Here is a 20708-nt window from a genome sequence, read left to right as displayed (position 1 = left end):
AATGGCAGAGCTAAGCATTCAGAATTTTATTAAATCAGCACCTAATCTTGCACGATTACTTTACTTTTATTCCTTTCATATTTTTTATTTCCTTGTAGTTCTCTTCCTGTTTGGGTATTTTCAGCATGCTTTAGCGCGATGAGCTCCTACAGATCATTTATCACCGACGATTCGAGCGTTATTGATAAATTCTAATTAGCCTCGCCTCATTATATTTATTCATGGCACTTATTTTGCTTAACAAATATTACGTTTTTCAACAATCGTAATACTCAAGCTAAAATGAGGACGGTAAATATGGGTTATGTTGTAAAGGAAATTGGTCAAAAGAATAAGCTATTACTGAGTTTGTGTTCTTTTCTGATCCCTATATTGCTCTGGTGCGCTGTCAGTTATTTACCTTTTATTTGGCATCCTCAAGTCCAAATCACAGATTCAGGCAGTGTCTCATATTTACAAGTCGGTAGCCGTATCGAAAAAAGTGTGTTCTATAGTGAGGCACAAAATGCGGTTGCTCATGATTCTGCACCACCACAAGGTATTTTAGTCAATCCCATTTACTTACCTGCACCACATGAAGTGGCTAAGGCCTTGGTCACTGCATTTACCACACCGCCAGAACAACCAGATACCCCATGGTTTCATCAAAGCTTATGGCACAGTATTAAAATCGTATTTTCAGCTTTTTTAATTTCTTCAATTTTTGGTATTCCATTGGGTATTCTCTGTGGTTTCTCACAAAAAATATCACTGCTCACAGAACCTTTTGTTGAATTTTTCCGTTACTTACCAGCCCCTGCTTTTGGCGCGCTTGCTGTTGCCATTTTGGGAATCAATGATGCACCTAAAATTGCAATTATTGTGATTGGTACGCTTTTTCAACAAATTCTAATAATTGCCAATACAACACGTATGGTCGATAAAGGCTTAATTGAAGCCGGCTATACCCTAGGAACCAATAAGCTCAAAAGCCTATTCAATGTGGTTATTCCTGCTGCTTTTCCAGATATTTATCGTGATTTACGCGTGCTACTAGGTTGGGCTTGGACCTATTTAATTGTCTCTGAATTAATTGGTACTACTTCTGGTATTACATGGTTTATTACCCAACAAGCACGCTATCAAAACTTTGACAATGTCTATGCTGCGATTTTGATTATCGGGGTGATTGGACTGGTTTGTGATGTGTTATTAATGAAATTAGGCGAGCGTATGTTCGCATGGAAAGCAGGGGCCAAATAATGAATGACTCAACTTTTAATTCACATGAATATTTTCAAAAAATTTATGCACGCCCTGTCATCTTAGAAGCCAAACAACTGAGCCAAGTATTTAAACATGGTAAAAACGAACGAACTGTTTTAAATCAACTGGATCTTAAAATCCATAAGCGTGAATTTATTTGTGTGATTGGCCCATCAGGTTGTGGTAAATCAACGTTAAGTCGCGTAATTGCAGGTTTAGATCCTTATCATAGTGGTGAAATCTTAGTCGATGGCCAACGCATCACAGGACCTAGCCCTGAACGGGGCATGGTGTTCCAAGGGTATACCCTGTTTCCATGGAAAACGGTTAAAGAAAATGTCATGTTCGGACCACGGATGAAAGGTGCCAGTCAAATGACTGCGGAAGCCCATGCACGAGAATGGATCAATATTATTGGCTTGGACAAATATGAAAATCAATATCCACATCAACTTTCTGGTGGAATGAAACAGCGTGTTGCGATTGCTCGAGCTTTAGTCAATGAACCTAAAATTTTACTGATGGATGAACCTTTCGGCGCGCTCGACCCTCATACCCGTCAAAAGATGCAAAAACATTTAATGGATTTATGGCAAAACATTGATATCACCATTATTTTTGTTACCCATGATATGGATGAAGCCATTTTATTGGCTGATCGTATTATTGCGCTAAAAGCCAATCCCGGTGAAATTAAAGAAATTATTGAAGTGGATTTACCTCGCCCACGTTCATTAGCTCTCATGGCAACTCCTGCTTTTCAACAATTAAGGGCACGTGTTGATCAGTTGGTACACGCTCAGGAAGATGAGCTTGATCCATCACTTCAAGACTTACCCAAAATACCGAGGATGACCCAAGTCAGCACGGATAAATAAACAAACAGATTTCTTATAGCCTTTGGGACGACCCAAATCGCTTAGTTCATTGTTGGACGGCCAACCTTGGTGATATTCATGTCAAACACATATGTTTTACCAATTGTGGACATTTCCCTATTATCCAGTCCTGACCTCGAAGATCGTCTAGTCGTGGCACACGCTTTAGATCAGGCATGTAAAGATGTGGGTTTCTTATATCTAAAGGGAGAACAATTTAAACCTGCGTTATTCAACAATCTTTATCAAACCGCACAGCAATACTTCGCCCAAGATACTGCAATTAAGATGAGGAATTATATTGGCTTATCTGAAAATCACAGTGGTTATGTACCGATCGGTGAAGAACGTTTTGTAGAAACGAGTTATGATCTTAAAGAGGCCTATGATGTCAATTATGATCATCAAAGCCCCGCAGATCGCCGCCCTTTGATTGGTCCAACCCAGTGGCCAGATGACCCCATTTTTAAACAGCATGTTTCAGATTATTATCAACATATTAAAAATATTGGGCACACAATTTTCCAAAGTTTTGCGCTAGCACTTGGCTTAGATGAGCATTATTTTGATGCACATAATTCCAAAGCACCCAGTCAACTTCGCCTTATTCATTATCCTTATCATCCTGAAATTCAGGATAAAGATGGTATTGGTGCACATACCGATTATGAGTGTTTTACTTTGCTCTTACCCACAGCACCTGGATTACAAGTCCTCGATAAAACAGGGCAATGGATCGATATTCCACTGCTTGAAAATACATTGGTTATGAATATTGGCGATATGATGGAAATTCTGTCTAATGGGCGATATTTGGCAACCAAACATCGTGTTAAAAAAGTTTCCGAAGAACGTTTTTCATTTCCCTTCTTCTTCTCTTGTGATTATGACTATCTGATTCAACCTTTGCTTAAAGATCAGCCTGCGAAATATTCCCCTTTAAAAGGCGGTGAGCACCTTTTTAATCAAACCGCACAAACTTTCCAGTATCTAAAAGAAAAAGTAGCCCGGGGTGAAATTCAACTTGAAAATCCCCGCCCGCTTTATTCATTTGGTTTAAGTCAAAACGAGGAGTCACTATGAACTTATTAGAACTCTGTGCACAACTTAAACCGAGTGATGATTCAGCCTGCGTATTACCTCGGTATTTATTGGGTGCTTTTCGCCGTAAGAGTATTACTTTTTCCAATGGTTTAACTGATGAAAATACGCTGGTCTATTGGTTTCAATCTAAAACCTTTACCATTGATTTACGCTTAAAAGACCCCATTTCAACGCCCGTTTTAGAACGACAGGGCTGGGTTGGCGATACAATTTGGGATGCTCAAAATCAATTACTTTCATGGAATGTCAGCAGTAATTATCAAAATCATGTGCAATGGCCCGAACCAGCAAAATTGTATTCAATTGGCAATGCCATATTAGAGTTTTCACCAAGCCATGCTTATGTTGAAGATTGGCGGCAACAAGCTACCCGTGGGCTATATCTTGGCCTACGTTTATTTAAAGTTGAAAATATCGATTTAAGTATCAGTTATCCTGCAGATGGTGGCTTCATCCTTTGTGATCATTTTATTGCCTTTGCCAAGTCTCGACATCCAGATATACAACAGGCTTTTCACTCCACTAATGCTTTAAAAGATGCTATTTCTCAACAACAGATTAGTCTAGAAGCAATTCAGGACTATGAGGTTTCGATCAGTTTTGATAAGCAGATCATCGATCTTAGCACCATCAGCAACAAAGTTGGAACTATGATTGATCTTGAAAATTTCCAACAACTCGATCACAACACTCTTGTCCAACAGCAACTGATCAATGGTGAACATTGTCGTTTATTTTTTACACTTGATGTATTTCAAAAAGATTTTTGCTTTACAACGCTTACGGGCACTTCAACTGAAAGTCAAAATTGGTTTGATCATGAAGAAAATCATCTTTTTCATCATGCAAAAATAGCGTTATAAGGGATATTCTCAATCAATGTCTTTTTTATATTTAATGATTGCCATTGTTGCAGAAGTCATCGCGACTTCTGCAATGAAGGCTTCAGATGGTTTTAGCCAGTTATTTGCATCGATTATTACCGTGATTGGATATGCGGTTGCCATTTATTTTTTATCACTGACCATGAAAACGATTCCTGTCGGTATTACTTATGCGCTTTGGTCTGGCGCAGGCATTATTTTGGTGTCCTTGGTCGGCTTCTTTTACTATAAACAACACTTAGATTTAGCTGCAATCATCGGTTTGGCTTTTATGATTATTGGGATTTTAATTATTCATCTTTTTTCAACGAGCACTGAAATATCATAGACTTCTTGTGTTAGTCAAAAATAAGCACTCGATACGTGTAAACTTTTAAATTTTGATGAAACATAGATGGTGTTTCTATCGTGATGCGACATGGATGTCGCCTTATTGGGTGGGGATACAGAACGTGCCCCTCACTCAACATGAGCAAAAACAAAGTACTGCTTTGATTGCAACGCGGGGTTTAGAATCCCCTATGAAAAGTGATACATCGCCTACACAAAGCGATTTAAACTTTAAATGTAAAGCGCGGCATTGCAAATTTGATCCTCATACACTTAATTTTTATGTAATAGTAAAATTTTCATGATTCATAAAGCTTAACCACATTTAAATATCATCTCTAAGTTTATTTTGGCAAGAGCTCTAGTGAATAGAAAATCCTCTTTTAATGTGATTAAAGTGACGCCTTTGTAATCAATTTAAATTTAATTTGTTAATCTTTAAAACAGATCTACCACCATAAAAATTTCACTGATTTGGTTAGTTTTCCTGCATTCAAATCTGTTCAAAAATTGCGTCTAGGCTCTATATAAAGCTTTTGCACCTAAAATAAAATAGCCCAAGACATGCTTAGGCTATTTTTTCCAACGATCTAATTCTTTTAAAACCGCTATTTCAACTCTTGCAACAATGTCGGATAAATCAGACCATCGACATTTTGTTCAGTTTTATAGATGCCATTTTCCACGTTAAATTTATTGACGTGATAGGACGAGCCATAGATCGAATCAAAACCATTGCCTTTGCTAAAGACTTTTTGATTGGCGTCTAGATCAAGTAAATGGGTGCCATTCACCATCGTTTCGTATTGTTTTGGATCTACCCCTGAACGGATTGCCATAATTTTTACAGCATCTGCATGTGTTGCAGGATCATTAATATATTTCACTGTCTTGTCCCACACTTGAAGGATCTTTTTCCATTCATCTTTATGGGCAGTTAAATGACTCATATTCACAGTTAAGGTGTCATAAATTAACCCCGGTTTATCCTTGGAGGTATAAATGATTTTTGACCCTGCAACAGTTTTCAATGCTTGACTGGCAACAGGTTGCCATACCGCAATAGCTGAAACATCTGGGCTCGAGAATACTTGTGGTAATTGATTGGTAGCTGAATTAACCAATTTTATTTCATTGATGGGAATCTTTTGATCTGACATTGCCGTTGCTAGAAGCAAATGATCGACTAGACCTTTTTCAACGCCGACAGATTTACCTATTAAATCTTCAATACGATTGATCCCCTCTTTGGCAATAATCACATCATTGCCCGCAGAGTAGTCAGTCGCCATGATCATCATGCCTTGAGTACCACCCGAGGCCGTCACCAAGTTATCACCATTGGTAACAAATACTGCATCTAATTGATTGGCAGAAAATGCTGAGAGTGATGCTGAATAATCAAACCATTTAAAATCAACATTGAGACCTGCTTCTTTTAGCCAACCTTTTTCAATTGCAACTTGCCATGCCACAAATCCGGGCCAATCACTATAGCCAATGGTAATAGGTTTAGCATCTGCTGAAGCTTGCGCACCCTCTTTTGCTTGAGGAATTTTTGCCGTGTTGTCACAACCAGATAACAGCATTGCTGATAATAATGATACGGATAAAAAAGATTTATAGATCATACAGAAACTCCCCCGATTTTCTCGCTTTTAAATTGTGTATTGGTTTGATTCAGCGACTGTATATATGCACGCCAACCACCTAAATGGCTGATATCTATAGCGTCTTTAATTGCATAAGCTTCGCAAATAAAACCTTTTACCCAACTGCCATCTTCAAGTTGTAAATTGCCGATTCCCAACGGTGCTGGAACCTCAGCAACGATTGCGCCAAAGTTTGCCAATGGAATTTCCCAAACTTCAACTTCAATAGACGTTCCTGTTGCATCACATTGCAGACCAGGTTTTGGTGGACTGGTATTTTTTAAAGCAAATAATTTGTAATTTTTAGCGGTATAGGTTTTCTTTAATAAAGTCCCTTGGCGTGTAGTGAGCTGAAAATTAAGTGGCATCGCTGTTAAATGCGCTCCCACAACCGCCAACTTGACTGAATTTTTTGAAGCAATCTCAAGCATTTTTTGATAGTGCTGCTGAGATTTGCCTAATGTAAGGGCTGTTAGTGTTTGCCATTTTTGAGCAAAATTTGCCAAAGCTTGATCATGCCAAGCAGGTGCAATAAATGTTACTCCGCTCGGCAACCCATCTGAGCGAATTGTATTGGGTAATGCTATGGCTGCTAAATCGGCAAAATTGACAAAGTTGGTATAAGCTCCCATATGTGAGTTCTTTACGATTGGATCTACTTCAACATCGACAATACGATAAATCGTGGGTGAAGTCGGTACCATTAATGCATCATAGGCTTGTAAAGCCAGATTAATTTTTCGTGCCAGCACAGCACGTTTATATTCAGCTTGAAGTGCATCCGTGGCTGTAAATTTATCTGCTTGAGCTATGATTTCAGCAATGACCGGATGCGCTTGGTCACGTGTTACAACTTTTTCCACAGCAACAGTCCGTTCCGCTACCCAAGCCTCGTTATAGAGGGCTTTGGCAAGTTCATTAAAATCTGTGAAATCAATACTTTCAACTTTATAACCAAGTAATTTGACTCGTTCTACTGCGGTTGCAAAAGCTTTTTCAGTTTCTGTGTCACCATAAAACTCAAGCTGTGCAGGTATGGCAATTTTGCCTTTAGAAAACTGAGAGGGAACATTGGCGGGATGAATACGTGAATATTCATCTGTTTCATCATAGCCTTGCATAACACTGGCAACCGTCCAAGCATCATCACTAGTCAATGCAAAGATAGAAATGACATCAATCGTTCTACATGCAGGCATCAAGCCTGTGGTTGAAAACCAGCCTTTGGTCGGTTTAAGACCAACAATATTGTTATGCCCTGCTGGCACACGACCCGAACCTGCTGTATCGGTCCCTAAGCTAAAGGGCACCATACCATTTGCAACTGCAACGGATGAACCAGAGCTGGAACCACCGCTGATATATTCTGGATTAAAACTATTTTTGACCGCGCCATAAGGTGAACGTACCCCGACTAATCCCGTTGCAAACTGGTCAAGGTTAGTTTTTCCAATAACCACAGCACCAGCTTTTTTTAACTTGGTAATCACCACAGCATCTAGTGTTGCTAAATATTCAACGTCTTTACAAGCAGCGGTGGTATAGAACCCTGCGACATCGATATTATCTTTGACGGCAAATGGCACACCGTATAAAGGTAAATCATCTCTATCTTGCAGTTTTAAGGCTTCAATTTGGGTTTGAATTTGCGTTTCAGATGCGATTTCAATCCAAGCATGATCATCATTATGAATGGTTTTAACATAATCGATTAACCCCTCAATCTTGATTTTCTGGCTGGTATATGCCTCTCGCCAGTCTTGAATTGTCCATAAGTCTTGCATCACCCTACTCCCGATTTAATCATTTTGCAGAATTGGCGGCATTACAGCATCCATCAGCTCTAGATGCCCTTTGATCACACCCTTGAGTGCTGTAAATTGTTGGCTAATATGTCGAAGCTCAGAACTTGCGCCCTGCATCAGCATGACTTGTAATATTTTTTGTTGATCTAGCTGGATATGCAGTGAGCTAATCACTTGAGTTAAAAACTTTTGTTGCAAATCAATCAGTTGGTTTCGAAGTGGCATTTGTCCTGCATCATAAAGTAGGGTCAGAGTACCCACCATAACCTCATTGGCCTGTGCCTGTTCCGCAATCAGATGTTTATTGATCATGTCGACAATGGCTTGAGATCGGCTTTCATAGTGCTGATCGACAATTTTCTGATCGAGTGCATTCAACGTTGCTTCTGGTACAGTAATGCTGATCCGAGCCAACTTTTGTTTAGCCACACAGTTATCCTTTTATCTTATTTACAGGAGTGTTTTGTTTGATATACACACCTGCTCGTACAGTGAATAAATCAACAAAAAATGTTTTAATCGAATGTGTTTTTTTGACTGTTGTTTTGACCTGATTCATAGCACAACTCCATCTCAGTATTACCAAATTAGGTTTTTGTATTACCAATATAACAATGCAGAAAATGTGCCAGTTTTTAACCAAGTTTTTGCTGGTTTTAACGTGTATTTATGGACGATTTGTGGGCAAAAACAGTGTAAATGCACAAGCATAGCGCGTAGGGTTATATGTGCTTAAAATCCAAAGTTTTTACTAATTTTATTTTAGTTGGCTAAGTATTTGTAAATTATTACAATCCATAGAGTTCTGCTTATAAAGTAAAACAAACCATACTTACAAAAAAAGGAGCATCATCATTGATGCTCCTTTGCTGACTTTTATCAGGCTACAGGTGCCAAAGTAAACAATACCTGTCCGGTCTTGACGGTCTGACCTTTTTCAATAGAGATGGCTTCCACCTTCATCCGTTCAGGTGCAACAATCGGAATTTCAATTTTCATCGCTTCAATCACTGCAAGGGTTGCACCTTCTTCAACAATATCTCCAGAAGCACATTCGATTTTCCAAATTGAACCTGGCATATGTGATTCAACAGCACAACCACCTTCTGGGATACTGACTGCTTCACCATCCTCTACAGTATCTAAACTTTCAGAGACATACTCTTGTAAACCTGCAGCATGCCAACGAAGGCGCTCTGCTTCAAAATTGGCTTGTTGCCTCTGTTTAAAAGCATGAATACTGTCCTGATTTGCAGCAAGGAAATCATTGTATTCTTTTAGATTAAGCACCCCGTCTTCAATACGTAGTTGCAACCGCCCTGCTTTAAAATCTTCGCGCATCTGTAGCAATTCTGCTTCTGAAACCTCATAGAATTTAACCTGATCAAAGAAGCGTAATAACCACGGCTTGCCAGCTTCAAAATTGGCATTTTTACGATAACGGCTCCACATTTGTGTAGTACGGCCCACAAATTGATAGCCCCCGGGACCTTCCATACCATAAACACACATATATGCCCCACCGATACCAACAGCATTTTCCGGTGTCCAAGTCCGTGCAGGGTTATATTTTGTTGTGACCAAACGCTGTCGCGGATCAAGTGGTGTGGCAACGGGTGCGCCTAAATACACATCACCCAATCCCATGACCAGATAATTGGCACTATAAACCACATCTTTTACCGCTTGCTTGGATGCTAGGCCATTGATACGACGAATAAACTCGATATTATCAGGGCACCACGGTGCATCAGGACGGACGATTTGCGTATAGCGCTCAGTCGCCAATTGGGTTTGTGAATCTTCCCATGCCAGTGGTAAATACACCGTCCGTGAAGGGACTTGCATATTGTGTATATCTAGCAGTTCCGCTTCCGCGTGTTGAAGTTTTTCCAAGAGCTCAAGTTGATCAATTTGAATTGAATCAAAATGAATCTGTAATGAACGAATCCCCGGTGTGAGATCAATAATTCCGTGGATATTCTGGTCTTTTACCCATTGCATTAAAGCATGAATACGGAAACGTAGATTTAAGTCTAAAACCAGATCACCATATTCAACTAATACATAGCTATTTCCCGCAGGTCGGTAAGTCACACTGGGTAAATGTGCTTGTCCTACGCGTGTGGCTAAAACAGCATTTTCTAATGTGTCATTTTCTGCGTGGAATACAGGATTAAAATTCACTGCATCTGTGTCAGAAGCGATAATACTTTGATGATATGTTTGATCCAAGGCTTTTGCTTGGGCATAACTCACAGGAATAAATTTAACTTTATCCCCTGCTTTAAGCTGACCAATTTTCCAAAGTTCTGAATGAATCACCACAGCTGGACAAACAAAGCCACCTAAGCTTGGACCATCAGGCCCTAAGATGATCGGCATGTCGCCTGTAAAATCAATCGCACCAATTGCGTAAGCATTGTCATGAATATTTGAAGGATGTAGACCTGCTTCACCGCCATCTTCACGTGCCCACTCTGGTTTTGGGCCAATCAAGCGAATGCCTGTACGACTGGAATTATAGTGAATCTCAAACTGGTTACTAAAGAAGTTATCTATATCGTTTTTGGTAAAGAAATCTGGTGCGCCATGCGGACCATACATCACCGCAATTTCCCAATGACGCGCAAATTTAGGGATTTGATCTGTGGCTAAACTTTTGCTTTGATCAGATGAATATTCAGTAATCGCAAGCATATCTCCAATTAATAAATTACGCCCTGCATGCCCACCAAACTGCCCCAGAGTAAAGGTTGCTTTTGATCCTAAATATTCGGGAACATGAAAGCCACCTTTGATCCCAATATAGCTTCGACATCCCGTACTCATTGTTCCACACTTTAACACCTGACCTTTTTTAACATTCACGGTTTGCCACATTGGAACCAGTACGCCATCCAGCTTAGATGGCATATCGCCGCCGGTAATCACAATTTGACTATCACAATGAAACTTTAAACTCGGGCCTTGCAGCGTACATTCCAATCCAGAAGTATTATAAGGATTACCTAAAAGTTGGTTGGCGACATTTAAACTCAAAGGATCAATCGCTCCTGATGGTGGAACACCCACATCCCAGTAACCTAAACGACCTGTAATATCCTGAATTGCGGTTTGAATGCCCGATTGTAAAACCTCAATTTTTTGGGTTTTCCATACAAATGTATTTAAGAAGCGTGTGGTTTGTGTCCCTGAATTAAACACCTCACCCGCAATAATATTTTGTAGATATTCCAAATTGGTTTCGATGCCTGCAATCTGTGTATCTGCCAGACTTGATTGCATGGCTTGAATTGCTGAACCTCGATCAGATGCTGTCACGATGATTTTGGCAAGCATGGGATCATAAAATGAAGACACATTTGAACCAGTTTCGACCCATGTTTCGACCCGTGCATTTTGATCAAATTGCACATAGGTGAGTAAGCCTGCGCTGGGTTGAAATTGTTTAATCGGATCTTCCGCATATAAACGAACTTGAATTGAATGTCCTTTTGACACTAATTTTTCAATGGGTGCTGTCCAATCTCCACTGGCCAAAGTCACCATCCATTCAACCAGATCCACGGCATAGACTTGTTCTGTCACACCATGCTCAACTTGCAGACGGGTATTCACCTCCAAGAAATAGAATTGCTCAGTTTCAGTATCCATCACAAACTCAACTGTACCTGCTGAACGATAATTCACAGATTGCATAAGTTGAATTGCGACAGTTTGAATATAGTCACGTTGCTCATCGGTTATATGCGGTGCGGGTGTTTCTTCTATGACTTTTTGATTACGACGTTGTACAGAACAATCGCGTTCCCCTAAAGCCAACACCTGCCCTTTTCCATCACCAAAAATTTGTACTTCAATATGTCGAGCATGCTGCACAAATTTTTCTAAATATAACCCTGCATCTTTAAAGTTGGCTTGAGCCAAATACGAAACGGTTTGATAAGCGTCTTTGAGTTCAGATTCGTTCCAAACTAAACGCATACCAATACCACCACCACCCGCAGTACTTTTTAACATCACAGGATAGCCAATACGTGCAGCTTCCGTGACTGCTTCTTGCTCACCAGAAAGCAAAGAACTCCCCGGCAACAACGGCACTTGGCTTTTAATCGCCAGCTCACGGGCAGTATGTTTTAGACCAAAATCCAGCATTTGACTAGAGGTTGGTCCAATAAAAGCAATACCCTGATTTTCACAGAGATCACAAAACTCCGCATTTTCAGATAAAAATCCATAACCTGGATGGATTGCTTCAGCACCTGTTTGCTTGGCAATTTCAAGAATTTTTGCAATGTTTAGATAACTTTGTTGTGCTGGTGCAGCACCAATGCAAAATGCTTCGTCGGCTAAAGTCACATGTAAAGAATCTTGATCAGCTTCTGAATAAACCGCAACTGAACCAATCCCAAGTTTTTTTAGCGTACGAATCACGCGACATGCAATTGCACCACGATTGGCAATGAGAACTTTTTTAAACATAATTATGCTCCCATACCATTATGTATCCGCAATTGAATTTTCGTTGGGTTATAGCCATTACACGGATTATTTAATTGTGGGCAATTTGAAATCAGTACGATTAAATCCATCTCAGCTTGAATTTCTACATATTTACCAGCGGCAGAGATACCATCAGCAAAGGTTAAATGTCCGTCCGAGCTGACAGGCACATTCATAAAGAAATTAATATTGGGGCCGATGTGCCGAACGTTTAACTGATGTTTTTGTGCAATGGGATGTTTGGCTAATGCATACATAAAATTATTACGGCAACTGTGCATCGGATAGGTGTCATGTGCATAGCGAACCGTATTACTTTCACATGAACAAGCACCGCCTAAGGTGTCATGACGACCGCAGTTATCATCGACAATCACTGCAATTGGGCGGCCTAAATTACTGTATAAGGTTGTCCCTTTTTCAAGGTAAACATGCTGATTAATGGCCAAAGTATCTGTTGCGCTATAACGTTCTGCTGGGTTTTCTGCTGACATAAATAAGGTATCGACGGCTTGATTGCCTTCTAAATCAACAATACGGAAATATTGGCCTTTTTTTACTTCGCCCATCCATGCTTCACCCGCAGGACAAACTTCATTTAACAAGGCTTGATCTAAAATAGGTTTTTCGATTGACGTTAAAATGCTCATGATGATTGTCCTTAAATGCGTGTGTTATTAGATGAACTCAGCGCGTAATAACGCTGGTTATTGTCAAATGCACGTTGATTTTGCGGACATGAGTCTCGACAAATATCGTTTTCCGTTAAGGGCAATGCAGTAAAAAGTCTCATTTCTATATCAGCAGGGGAATATTGCGCTGAATGATCTAAGCCATGCGGTGCAGCCGATAAGAATACAAAGCAATCCATTTCAAAACGCAGCTCAATGAATTGCCCAGTATTGTCTGAGCGGATATAAGACAAAGCACCCACATCATCTGGGGTCACTTTTGAAAATAAATTCACTGTTGCGCTGAGATCAATTTGCCCAAGTGAATATTTACTCATTTCAACCAGCAAACCATCTAAACCATTTTGAATCATTTGATTTCGGGCATCTTGGAATGTCTTTATTCCAAAAGTAGCTTGGATTTGTTCTGGACGACTTGGACCACACAAAGCGTCATTCCAGCCATGATCATCATACATAATTGAGGCCATAACCCGTCCCAAATCGGAATACAACACATGACCTTGAGTTAAAAAAGCAGTATGTTGCCCTTTTAAACTATCTGGCATATTAAAACGCTCAAGTCGATCATGGGCATTCACACAAAATAAAGAGACATTGGCATCGGCAGATAAAGCTTTAAATTGAAGTACGCTTCCTTTGGGAATGCGACCTGACCAGTGATGTCCACCGGGTAATTTTTCAGACCAAATGACCTGTTGATCATGATAATTTGTCGTATGCATAGCCACTCCTGTTCGGATAGTTTATTGACTTCCTCCCGGGCTTTTATCCCTCCGTGTAGTTCTTTCGAACCGCGAACTCTCGGTCCAGACATACTCTTTTAGACAAGTATCGGAACCCTAGATCACTTTTTATAATTTTATTTGATGCAAAGGATGTGCCAATTTGGTATTACGATTTTAGGCTTTAGTAATACCAAATTTGTGCAATAAGAGTGCATTTCAGGGCATAGAAAGCAAAAATGAGTTATTAATGATCTAAAAAATGGCGATGTGCTAAATAAAAACCCGTTCTAAATTAAAACGGTCTCTAATTGAAAGCCATCTCTAATAAAATCCTTTTTAAAAAAACGTGTCATAGAAACAACACGGCGCAAAAATATTTAGGTTCGTCGATAGGTTGACTTAGGGCATGGCAAACCTTACGCTGCAAACAAAGCCAAGCTTTGTTTTGCTCATATTCTGCTTAAGAAGTTAATTCAGGGATATAGCGAAAACACCCGATAAAAAACACGCGCTCATTTAGGCCAAAACCAGCCTGAGTAAGCGCGTGTTAAAATGATTCATCGTATTCAGCAAGCAGGTGCTACAGGATGAATCATTAATTAATAATATATTTTAATAATACGTTGCTCTTTTTTTCGAGAATTTATCCAGTTGCTTAAGAAAACCATCAAAATAATCTTTTTCTTTTTCTTCTACACGATAACCTGCATATAAAGTTCTACGTAAACCTTCAGGCGCGACACAATCTAAACGGCGAGAAACCACCCAGCCCTTCTGCTCATATTCATTGACCACCCAATCAGGCAGTGCTGCGATACCATGACCACTTGCCACAAGTTGAATCAACATTTGAGTTAAATCTGTAGTTCGAATATGTTTTGGCTGAATATTGGCAGGAATAAATAATCTCGACATGATATCCAGTCGATGCTTATCCACTGGATAGGTCACCAAGGTTTCTTCAGCCAACTCTTGTACCGTAATTTGTTTCATTCGTGCTAAAGGATGCGTGATTGAGAGCACCAATCTCGATTCATATTCAAAAATTGGAAAATACTCTACCCCTTTTAGCGCAATTGGATCTGCTGTAATTAACAAATCAAATTCACCGGTTTGTAATAACTCATGCGGATTGGCTTCAAATCCTGAGGCAAAATCCAAATCTACATCTGGGTATTGCTGACGATACTGATTCAGCAACGGCATAAGCCAATCAAAACAACTGTGGCATTCAGAAGAGAAAACGATTCGTCCCGTTTGCCCATGCACAATACGGGTAATATCAGACTGGGCAATTTGCACTTGTGGTAAGATATCATCAGCAAGTTTCAGTAAGCGTTGACCAACATTAGAAAAACTCACAGGACGTGAGCGACGATTCACCACTTCGACACCAAACCATTGATCTAACTCTCGAAGCTGGTGTGATAAGGCAGAAGGTGTTAAACACAAATCTCCTGCTGCTGCAACCAATGAACCATGTTCACGTAAAGCAGTCAGTGTTTTTAGATGTCGAAGTTCTAACATTCCATCATTACCAAATTAATATGTTAAAGGTGATCTGGCTATAGCATAACGGATTGATGGCATTTATGTTTAATTATTTTCACTTAAATTTAAAATTTGTTATTTTTATTCATTTTTAAATGATACGTAAAACATGAGGATACTTTTACTCATCCATACAATTAAATCGCTCGATTTTTGGAATGAATAAATTGTACAGTTGCATACTTCATCTATACAGCTATATAAGTTTCTTTGTGAATGAACTAAATCTGGCTTTTTAAAATATCATCCTTAAAAACTTTCAGCTTAGACTGAAAACATTTCAGTGAATTCAAGCACCACAAGACGTTAAAACTTTTACAATAGAAGATTATTCATTTTTTATATTGTTTAACATGACTCTGGAACGCCAAAAGCTCACACTCCCACAAGGCCACGACAAATTGTTACTGCATTCATGTTGCGCGCCGTGCTCAGGTGAAGTCATGGAAAGCTTAATTGAATCAGGCATCGACTTTTCAATTTTTTTCTATAATCCGAATATTCATCCAGTCAAAGAATATTTAATTCGTAAGGAAGAAAATATTCGATTTGCTGAGAAGCATAATATTCCATTTATTGACTGTGACTACGATACAGATAATTGGTTTGAACGTGCCAAAGGTATGGAAAATGAGCCTGAAAAAGGCATCCGCTGTACCATGTGTTTCGATATGCGTTTTGAGAGAACCGCACTCTACGCACACGAACATGGATTTAGTTTAATCAGCAGTTCATTGGGCATATCGCGTTGGAAAGATATGCAACAAATTAACGGCTGTGGAATCCGAGCTGCCGCACATTATCCACACATTGAATATTGGGATTATAACTGGCGTAAAAGTGGCGGTGCACATCGTATGATCGAAATCAGCAAACGTGAAGAATTTTACCAACAAGAATACTGTGGCTGTGTTTATTCACTGCGAGATACCAATCGCTGGCGTATGAAAAACGGTCGTGACCGAATCAAATTAGGTGAAAAGTTTTATACCAACGTGATGGACGAGGAAAATTAATTTATTCAGACTCGTCCCTTTATCACTGCTTCACATACCAGTTTTTCCAAGAGCTGGTTCCACGTACTTCTATCGGTACTGTTGGAATCAGCTGTTTTTTTAATATCTGAATTTGATCGACCTCTTCAGCCAATCGAGCTTTGACAGAGTGTATACACTCTCGATCCCCAAACTCACAACGGTCTAAATGTGTGCCACCGCATGGCCCATTTGCTAAACCTTTAGGGCAAGTTTCAGGGCAAATATATAAGGTTTCAGCCAGCCGACACTGTCCACAGCTCTCACACCCGACAATAAAGTGCTTACTCAAATATTCCGCTTGTAATAGTAATTTTGCTGCAAGGGCTTTATTCCAAAAACCCGCACTAAAAATATAAGCACCCAGCCCTTTGATCAAACTAGAATTAAACATGGTACTGTGAATAGTATCTAAAAATTGATATTTCACTTTCTGATGCAAATTACTCAGCTTAGACTTTTCTACAGCAGCTGGGCGTAATTCATTGCCCGTTTTAAGCTGCCATAATTGAGTCCATAATTGTTCACATTGTTTAAGATCAAGATGTCGATACTGTTCAATATAACTAGTTAAAATCGCTTGCTCATCGGCTTTATGGCACGCAGAAAGATGCACACCAGCATAACCAATATGCTGACAAATCAAAATTTGTAAAGCACAACGTAAATAAGTATTTTCAGTTTGATCAGAATCATGTTCTTGAGCCAATACTTCAAGCATATGTGGTGTAATCACAATACCTGCGACATTATGTTTAAGCATAAATTTCGCTCGTGCTAAAGTCAGTGGCATCACACAAGCAAGAATTTTTTGTGTATAGTTTTCTTCAATTAAAAACTCATGTGCTTGTTTAAGTGCCACGAGGTCAAAGCCCAACTGGGTAATAATATAATCAGCGCCTGCTTGTAGTTTTTTATGTAATTTTAAATACTGCGCTTGTTTCTCTGCTTGGCTATATTTAAACGGATTCAAAGCAACGCCAATATGAAAGCCGCCCTGTTGTTTGGCAGCGATGACCGCATTCACCGATTCTAAATAGCGTGTTCGAGCGTGGCTACCTTGTCCATCATGATGTCGTTTTAACTTATCGCCAGTCAGTAACAATAAATTTTGCTGTCCGTGTTGTTTGGCTTGCACTAAAAAAAGATTGAAATCATGTATATCTCGACCTTTACCTGCATAATGTAATACTTTTTCAATCTGTTGCGGATAAGATTGTGCAGCGATTAAAGGCGCAATATCGTCATCTGAACGTACTCGATCTGACAAAGTCATACATACAGGAAAGCCCGCCAGTTGTGTTGCTACAGGCAATACCTCTTGCATCAAAGGCAAATATTCCACCAAACAACAAAATTGGTTTTGAGCAAAGTATTGGGAAAGCTGAGACATAAAAAAATTTAGATAAATACAGCAAAATAAATAGGCCTGAATTATAGAATGTTTTAAATCGAATTGCTGTAATCATAAAATGCTTTTCAAGCAGATCTCTGCATAATCGACATCATTCATTGCATCTTAATTTAAGCTTTTTTATCACTTCTCTATAGGAGCAATGGTTTTTATTACAATAGTAAAAATTCGCTATAGTATGGTTCTATGGTCAAACCACCTAATTCCTCATACAAGAGATTTTCATCAAGTCATTAATTATCAATAAAGCTTATGTTTTTGTTTATGCTTTTCAATCCTAGATAGTTGTTCTATCGTATGGCGACATGAATGTCGCTGTTTGGCGGGGGTAGAGGACGTACCCCTCGCCTAACGGAAGATTTTTTTCATCGTTTCATCTCTGAAAAGTGAGGCATCGCCTGCGCAAAGGTATTTAAACGTTAAATGTAAGGTGTGGCATTGCAAGCTTTTTTATAATCAAACAATTTATTCCCTTCATATAATTGATTTAATTAAAAATATTAATTAATAGAAATTCTATTCTTGTGCCTAAGTTTTGAAAGATTAACTATAGATTCCATGCCCTTAAGGTTTTCACTCAATTCGCTAATATTTTAATAAATCTAAGTAGGTCTCATTCTAAGCATTTTTATATTAAAAAATATGGGTATTGTTTCAAATACCCATAAAACTTAGGTCTGAGCATTAAATTCAAATAGTGAAAACAACATCTAAACTAAGCTACTGTTAATATTTAAATTTTACATTCAGACGAACCATCATAGGATCTCCCCAATTGACCAATTGTGCATTGGGTGTGGTCCCTGCCAGATACTCTCGATCAAATAAGTTTTTAATTGTTAAACCTGCGCCCCAATTCTTGGCTTCGTAACCCGCATTTACATCAAATAAGGTATAACTTGGTAAATAGACAAAATCCGTATTGCGCTGTGCTGTTCTAGAACCTTGATAACGAATTCCAGCACCGATGTTCCAACCTAATTTATCTGGGCTAAAATAATACTGGGTGGATAACGAACTGGCATTTTTAGCTACATGATTGGTCCGTTTGCCAATATCACTGGCAATTACACTTTCAGTGACTTTTGCTGTTGGGATATAGCTATAGGTTGCTGTGGCATTCCATTGATCGGTTAATGCCGCTGCGATTTCTGCTTCAAAACCTTTGGTAACTTGCTCACCTGTTTGGATTGAAAATTTTTGAGAGATATCTGTTTCAGTTACATTTTTACGGGTTAGATCATAATAGGCAATATAACCTTGTAGACGCTGATCCAGTGCTTGTAACTTAACCCCGACTTCGGTCTGTTTACCCTCTTCAGGATTCAGCAATTGACCATTTTCTCCAGCATCTGTTACAGGCATAAATGAGGTCGAATAACTGATATATGGTGCAAACATATCATTGATACGATACATTACAGATGCACTGCCCGTAAAAGCATTGTCAGAGTTTTTGCTGTTGCTATTTTTTAATACATCGTCAATTTCAACCTGAGTCCAATCATGTCGACCAGACAATCCGATAATCCAGTGGTCATCTACTTTAATTGTATTGCGTAGATAGAGACCCGTAAATTGGCTATAGGTCAATTGTTGTGTTGGCGTCCCCAATTTGGTACTGGTAATTCCATAGGCTGGATGGTCAGCATTAAAAGAATTGATGGTATCGTTTCTACGATAGTAATCACTGCGCTCTCGCATCATATCGATACCCACCATCACATCGTAATTGATCTTTCCAAAATCAAAATTACGTTGCAGGTTGCTGTCCAAGGTATAGTTGGTATCTTGCTTATCTTGATTATTTACAGCGCGTTTAATGATTGGCAGTGTGTTTGTACCTGATGCCAATATCGGATTGCCTTGGGTATCAGTTTTGGTAACCGCAAAGTTTTGTTTAAATACCCAATTATTGTCAAAGTAGTGCGCATAATTTGCACCAAGACGATAAACATCGATATCATAACCATGATCAGGTTCACCAAAGAATAGACTTGAAGGGTATTTTTTATAATCGCCTTTGCTATAAGGAATACCCTGTTGACGGATGTATTCACGGTGTTGATAACTGGCAATGACAGATAAATCATCTTTATCGCCTAGATCAAAATTGTAAGATGGAGCAATATATTGATTTTTAAAATAAACATGGTCAGTCGGGTCATCTTGATCAGAGACCCGTCCTATAATACGAAAAGCGCCTTTTGCACGATTGTCAGGGGCATAATTTAGGTCAAATGTACCTTCTTTTAAAGCATAGCTTCCATAACTTAATGTGCCTTTGTAAGCGGTTTCTGCTTGTGGTCGTTTGGTGGTTAAATTGACTAAGCCCCCTGGCAGCGCCAAACCAAAACCAACTGAGGTTGGCCCTTTGACCACTTCAATAGACTCCAAGCCTGAAATATCTTCCGCTCGTAAAACATTATCCGATGCTTGGATACGCAACCCATCAATATAAGTTTGTGAACTGGATATTTGTCCACGAATAATAAAGTCATCCCAGCCTCTTCGTCCATATTGACCAGAGGTCACGCCTGCCACACCTTCTAAAGCTTCTGCTACTGTTTTTGCTTGCTTTTGTTCAATTTGCTGATTGGTGATCGCACTAATCGACTGAGCTGTTTCAAATAAAGGTGCTTTAGATCGCAATACCGCGCTTGCTGTTTTTGCTGCATAGGCTTTTTTATCACTGTCTGCTTGTACGGTAATCGTTGGCAATTTATTGCTTACAGCATTTTGCGTTATCTCTGATTCTGACTCAGCATGAGCGGTGGATAGCATGATGGCAAAAACTGAAAATGCGAGGGAGGATTTATTAAACTGCATTAAACAATGACCTAAAAACTTGAAGCATAATTATAATCATTTTCATTTATATTTAT

16 protein-coding genes and 1 riboswitch are annotated in these 20708 nt (G+C 39.2%); of the genes, 6 read left to right on the top strand and 10 right to left on the bottom strand.

The genetic code is table 11. The annotated features are described in order from the left end of the window. Positions 1-297: 297 nt before the first annotated feature. From AC4CVF_RS03895 to AC4CVF_RS03875, 5 genes are all read left to right on the top strand, one after another. Positions 298-1242, top strand: coding sequence for an ABC transporter permease (locus AC4CVF_RS03895; protein WP_336954044.1), 945 nt, complete (start codon positions 298-300; stop codon positions 1240-1242). Beyond that, positions 1242-2123, top strand: coding sequence for an ABC transporter ATP-binding protein (locus tag AC4CVF_RS03890; protein ID WP_419327833.1), 882 nt, complete (start codon positions 1242-1244; stop codon positions 2121-2123). The genes AC4CVF_RS03895 and AC4CVF_RS03890 overlap by 1 nt, the downstream gene beginning before the upstream one ends. 78 nt (positions 2124-2201) lie before the next feature. Beyond that, positions 2202-3206 carry an isopenicillin N synthase family dioxygenase gene (locus AC4CVF_RS03885; protein ID WP_490774270.1) on the top strand — a complete coding sequence of 335 codons (1005 nt, stop codon included), beginning with the start codon at positions 2202-2204 and terminating at the stop codon, positions 3204-3206. Further along, positions 3203-4090, top strand: a complete 888-nt coding sequence (locus AC4CVF_RS03880) for a hypothetical protein (RefSeq protein ID WP_336954047.1) — start codon at positions 3203-3205, stop codon at positions 4088-4090. The genes AC4CVF_RS03885 and AC4CVF_RS03880 overlap by 4 nt, the downstream gene beginning before the upstream one ends. A 16-nt stretch (positions 4091-4106) precedes the next feature. Further along, a complete protein-coding gene (locus AC4CVF_RS03875; RefSeq protein WP_336954048.1) occupies positions 4107-4439 on the top strand; it encodes a DMT family transporter in 333 nt (110 codons plus the stop codon). A gap of 610 nt (positions 4440-5049) precedes the next feature. On the opposite strand, the gene AC4CVF_RS03870 is transcribed toward AC4CVF_RS03875, so the two are convergent. The 8 genes from AC4CVF_RS03870 to AC4CVF_RS03835 form a co-directional block, all read right to left on the bottom strand. Continuing rightward, a complete protein-coding gene (locus tag AC4CVF_RS03870; RefSeq protein WP_490788921.1) occupies positions 5050-6072 on the bottom strand; it encodes an ABC transporter substrate-binding protein in 1023 nt (340 codons plus the stop codon). Next, on the bottom strand, positions 6069-7880 hold the full coding sequence (gene atzF, locus AC4CVF_RS03865) for an allophanate hydrolase (RefSeq protein WP_490788920.1): 1812 nt from the start codon (positions 7878-7880) through the stop codon (positions 6069-6071). The genes AC4CVF_RS03870 and atzF overlap by 4 nt, the downstream gene beginning before the upstream one ends. Positions 7881-7892: 12 nt before the next feature. Then, complete coding sequence (locus AC4CVF_RS03860) at positions 7893-8327, bottom strand: CopG family ribbon-helix-helix protein (protein ID WP_336954051.1); 435 nt, start codon at positions 8325-8327, stop codon at positions 7893-7895. Between the two features lie 4 nt (positions 8328-8331). Next, the gene (locus AC4CVF_RS03855; protein WP_490788919.1) at positions 8332-8457 is read right to left on the bottom strand and encodes a hypothetical protein; all 126 of its coding nucleotides are present in this window, start codon (positions 8455-8457) and stop codon (positions 8332-8334) included. Positions 8458-8777: 320 nt separating this feature from the next. Then, a complete protein-coding gene (gene uca / locus AC4CVF_RS03850; RefSeq protein WP_419820237.1) occupies positions 8778-12383 on the bottom strand; it encodes an urea carboxylase in 3606 nt (1201 codons plus the stop codon). A 2-nt stretch (positions 12384-12385) separates the two neighbouring features. After that, positions 12386-13054: an urea amidolyase associated protein UAAP2 gene (locus AC4CVF_RS03845; protein WP_490788918.1), complete on the bottom strand. Its 669-nt coding sequence runs from the start codon at positions 13052-13054 to the stop codon at positions 12386-12388. An 11-nt stretch (positions 13055-13065) separates the two neighbouring features. Further along, complete coding sequence (locus tag AC4CVF_RS03840) at positions 13066-13821, bottom strand: urea amidolyase associated protein UAAP1 (RefSeq protein ID WP_336954054.1); 756 nt, start codon at positions 13819-13821, stop codon at positions 13066-13068. Positions 13822-13851: 30 nt separating this feature from the next. After that, positions 13852-13953: riboswitch (guanidine-I (ykkC/yxkD leader) on the bottom strand. Positions 13954-14436: 483 nt separating this feature from the next. After that, complete coding sequence (locus tag AC4CVF_RS03835; RefSeq protein WP_336954055.1) at positions 14437-15351, bottom strand: LysR family transcriptional regulator; 915 nt, start codon at positions 15349-15351, stop codon at positions 14437-14439. 377 nt (positions 15352-15728) lie between these two features. Here AC4CVF_RS03835 and AC4CVF_RS03830 point away from each other — a divergent pair, with 377 nt between their 5' ends. Beyond that, positions 15729-16391 (top strand): epoxyqueuosine reductase QueH, encoded by a 663-nt coding sequence (locus tag AC4CVF_RS03830; protein ID WP_483770834.1) that lies wholly within the window; start codon positions 15729-15731, stop codon positions 16389-16391. A gap of 22 nt (positions 16392-16413) precedes the next feature. On the opposite strand, the gene AC4CVF_RS03825 is transcribed toward AC4CVF_RS03830, so the two are convergent. Continuing rightward, a complete protein-coding gene (locus AC4CVF_RS03825) occupies positions 16414-17802 on the bottom strand; it encodes a methylenetetrahydrofolate reductase C-terminal domain-containing protein (RefSeq protein ID WP_490788917.1) in 1389 nt (462 codons plus the stop codon). Positions 17803-18549: 747 nt separating this feature from the next. Continuing rightward, positions 18550-20652, bottom strand: a complete 2103-nt coding sequence (locus tag AC4CVF_RS03820) for a TonB-dependent siderophore receptor (protein ID WP_490788916.1) — start codon at positions 20650-20652, stop codon at positions 18550-18552. Between the last annotated feature and the right edge of the window lie 56 nt (positions 20653-20708).

This window comes from Acinetobacter sp. LipI_19 (assembly GCF_058242925.1).
The sequence above is the reverse complement of the archived record's forward strand: the minus strand, read 5'-3'. Positions and strand labels throughout refer to the sequence as shown.

What these genes read in the sequence shown, in the direction of transcription:
- AC4CVF_RS03895 (WP_336954044.1), top strand. Translation starts at nt 298, where the DNA reads ATGGGTTATGTTGTAAAGGAAATTGGTCAAAAGAATAAGCTATTACTG.
- AC4CVF_RS03890 (WP_419327833.1), top strand. Translation starts at nt 1,242, where the DNA reads ATGAATGACTCAACTTTTAATTCACATGAATATTTTCAAAAAATTTAT.
- AC4CVF_RS03885 (WP_490774270.1), top strand. Translation starts at nt 2,202, where the DNA reads ATGTCAAACACATATGTTTTACCAATTGTGGACATTTCCCTATTATCC.
- AC4CVF_RS03880 (WP_336954047.1), top strand. Translation starts at nt 3,203, where the DNA reads ATGAACTTATTAGAACTCTGTGCACAACTTAAACCGAGTGATGATTCA.
- AC4CVF_RS03875 (WP_336954048.1), top strand. Translation starts at nt 4,107, where the DNA reads ATGTCTTTTTTATATTTAATGATTGCCATTGTTGCAGAAGTCATCGCG.
- AC4CVF_RS03870 (WP_490788921.1), bottom strand. Translation starts at nt 6,072, where the DNA reads ATGATCTATAAATCTTTTTTATCCGTATCATTATTATCAGCAATGCTG.
- AC4CVF_RS03855 (WP_490788919.1), bottom strand. Translation starts at nt 8,457, where the DNA reads ATGAATCAGGTCAAAACAACAGTCAAAAAAACACATTCGATTAAAACA.
- uca (WP_419820237.1), bottom strand. Translation starts at nt 12,383, where the DNA reads ATGTTTAAAAAAGTTCTCATTGCCAATCGTGGTGCAATTGCATGTCGC.
- AC4CVF_RS03845 (WP_490788918.1), bottom strand. Translation starts at nt 13,054, where the DNA reads ATGAGCATTTTAACGTCAATCGAAAAACCTATTTTAGATCAAGCCTTG.
- AC4CVF_RS03840 (WP_336954054.1), bottom strand. Translation starts at nt 13,821, where the DNA reads ATGCATACGACAAATTATCATGATCAACAGGTCATTTGGTCTGAAAAA.
- AC4CVF_RS03835 (WP_336954055.1), bottom strand. Translation starts at nt 15,351, where the DNA reads ATGTTAGAACTTCGACATCTAAAAACACTGACTGCTTTACGTGAACAT.
- AC4CVF_RS03830 (WP_483770834.1), top strand. Translation starts at nt 15,729, where the DNA reads ATGACTCTGGAACGCCAAAAGCTCACACTCCCACAAGGCCACGACAAA.
- AC4CVF_RS03825 (WP_490788917.1), bottom strand. Translation starts at nt 17,802, where the DNA reads ATGTCTCAGCTTTCCCAATACTTTGCTCAAAACCAATTTTGTTGTTTG.
- AC4CVF_RS03820 (WP_490788916.1), bottom strand. Translation starts at nt 20,652, where the DNA reads ATGCAGTTTAATAAATCCTCCCTCGCATTTTCAGTTTTTGCCATCATG.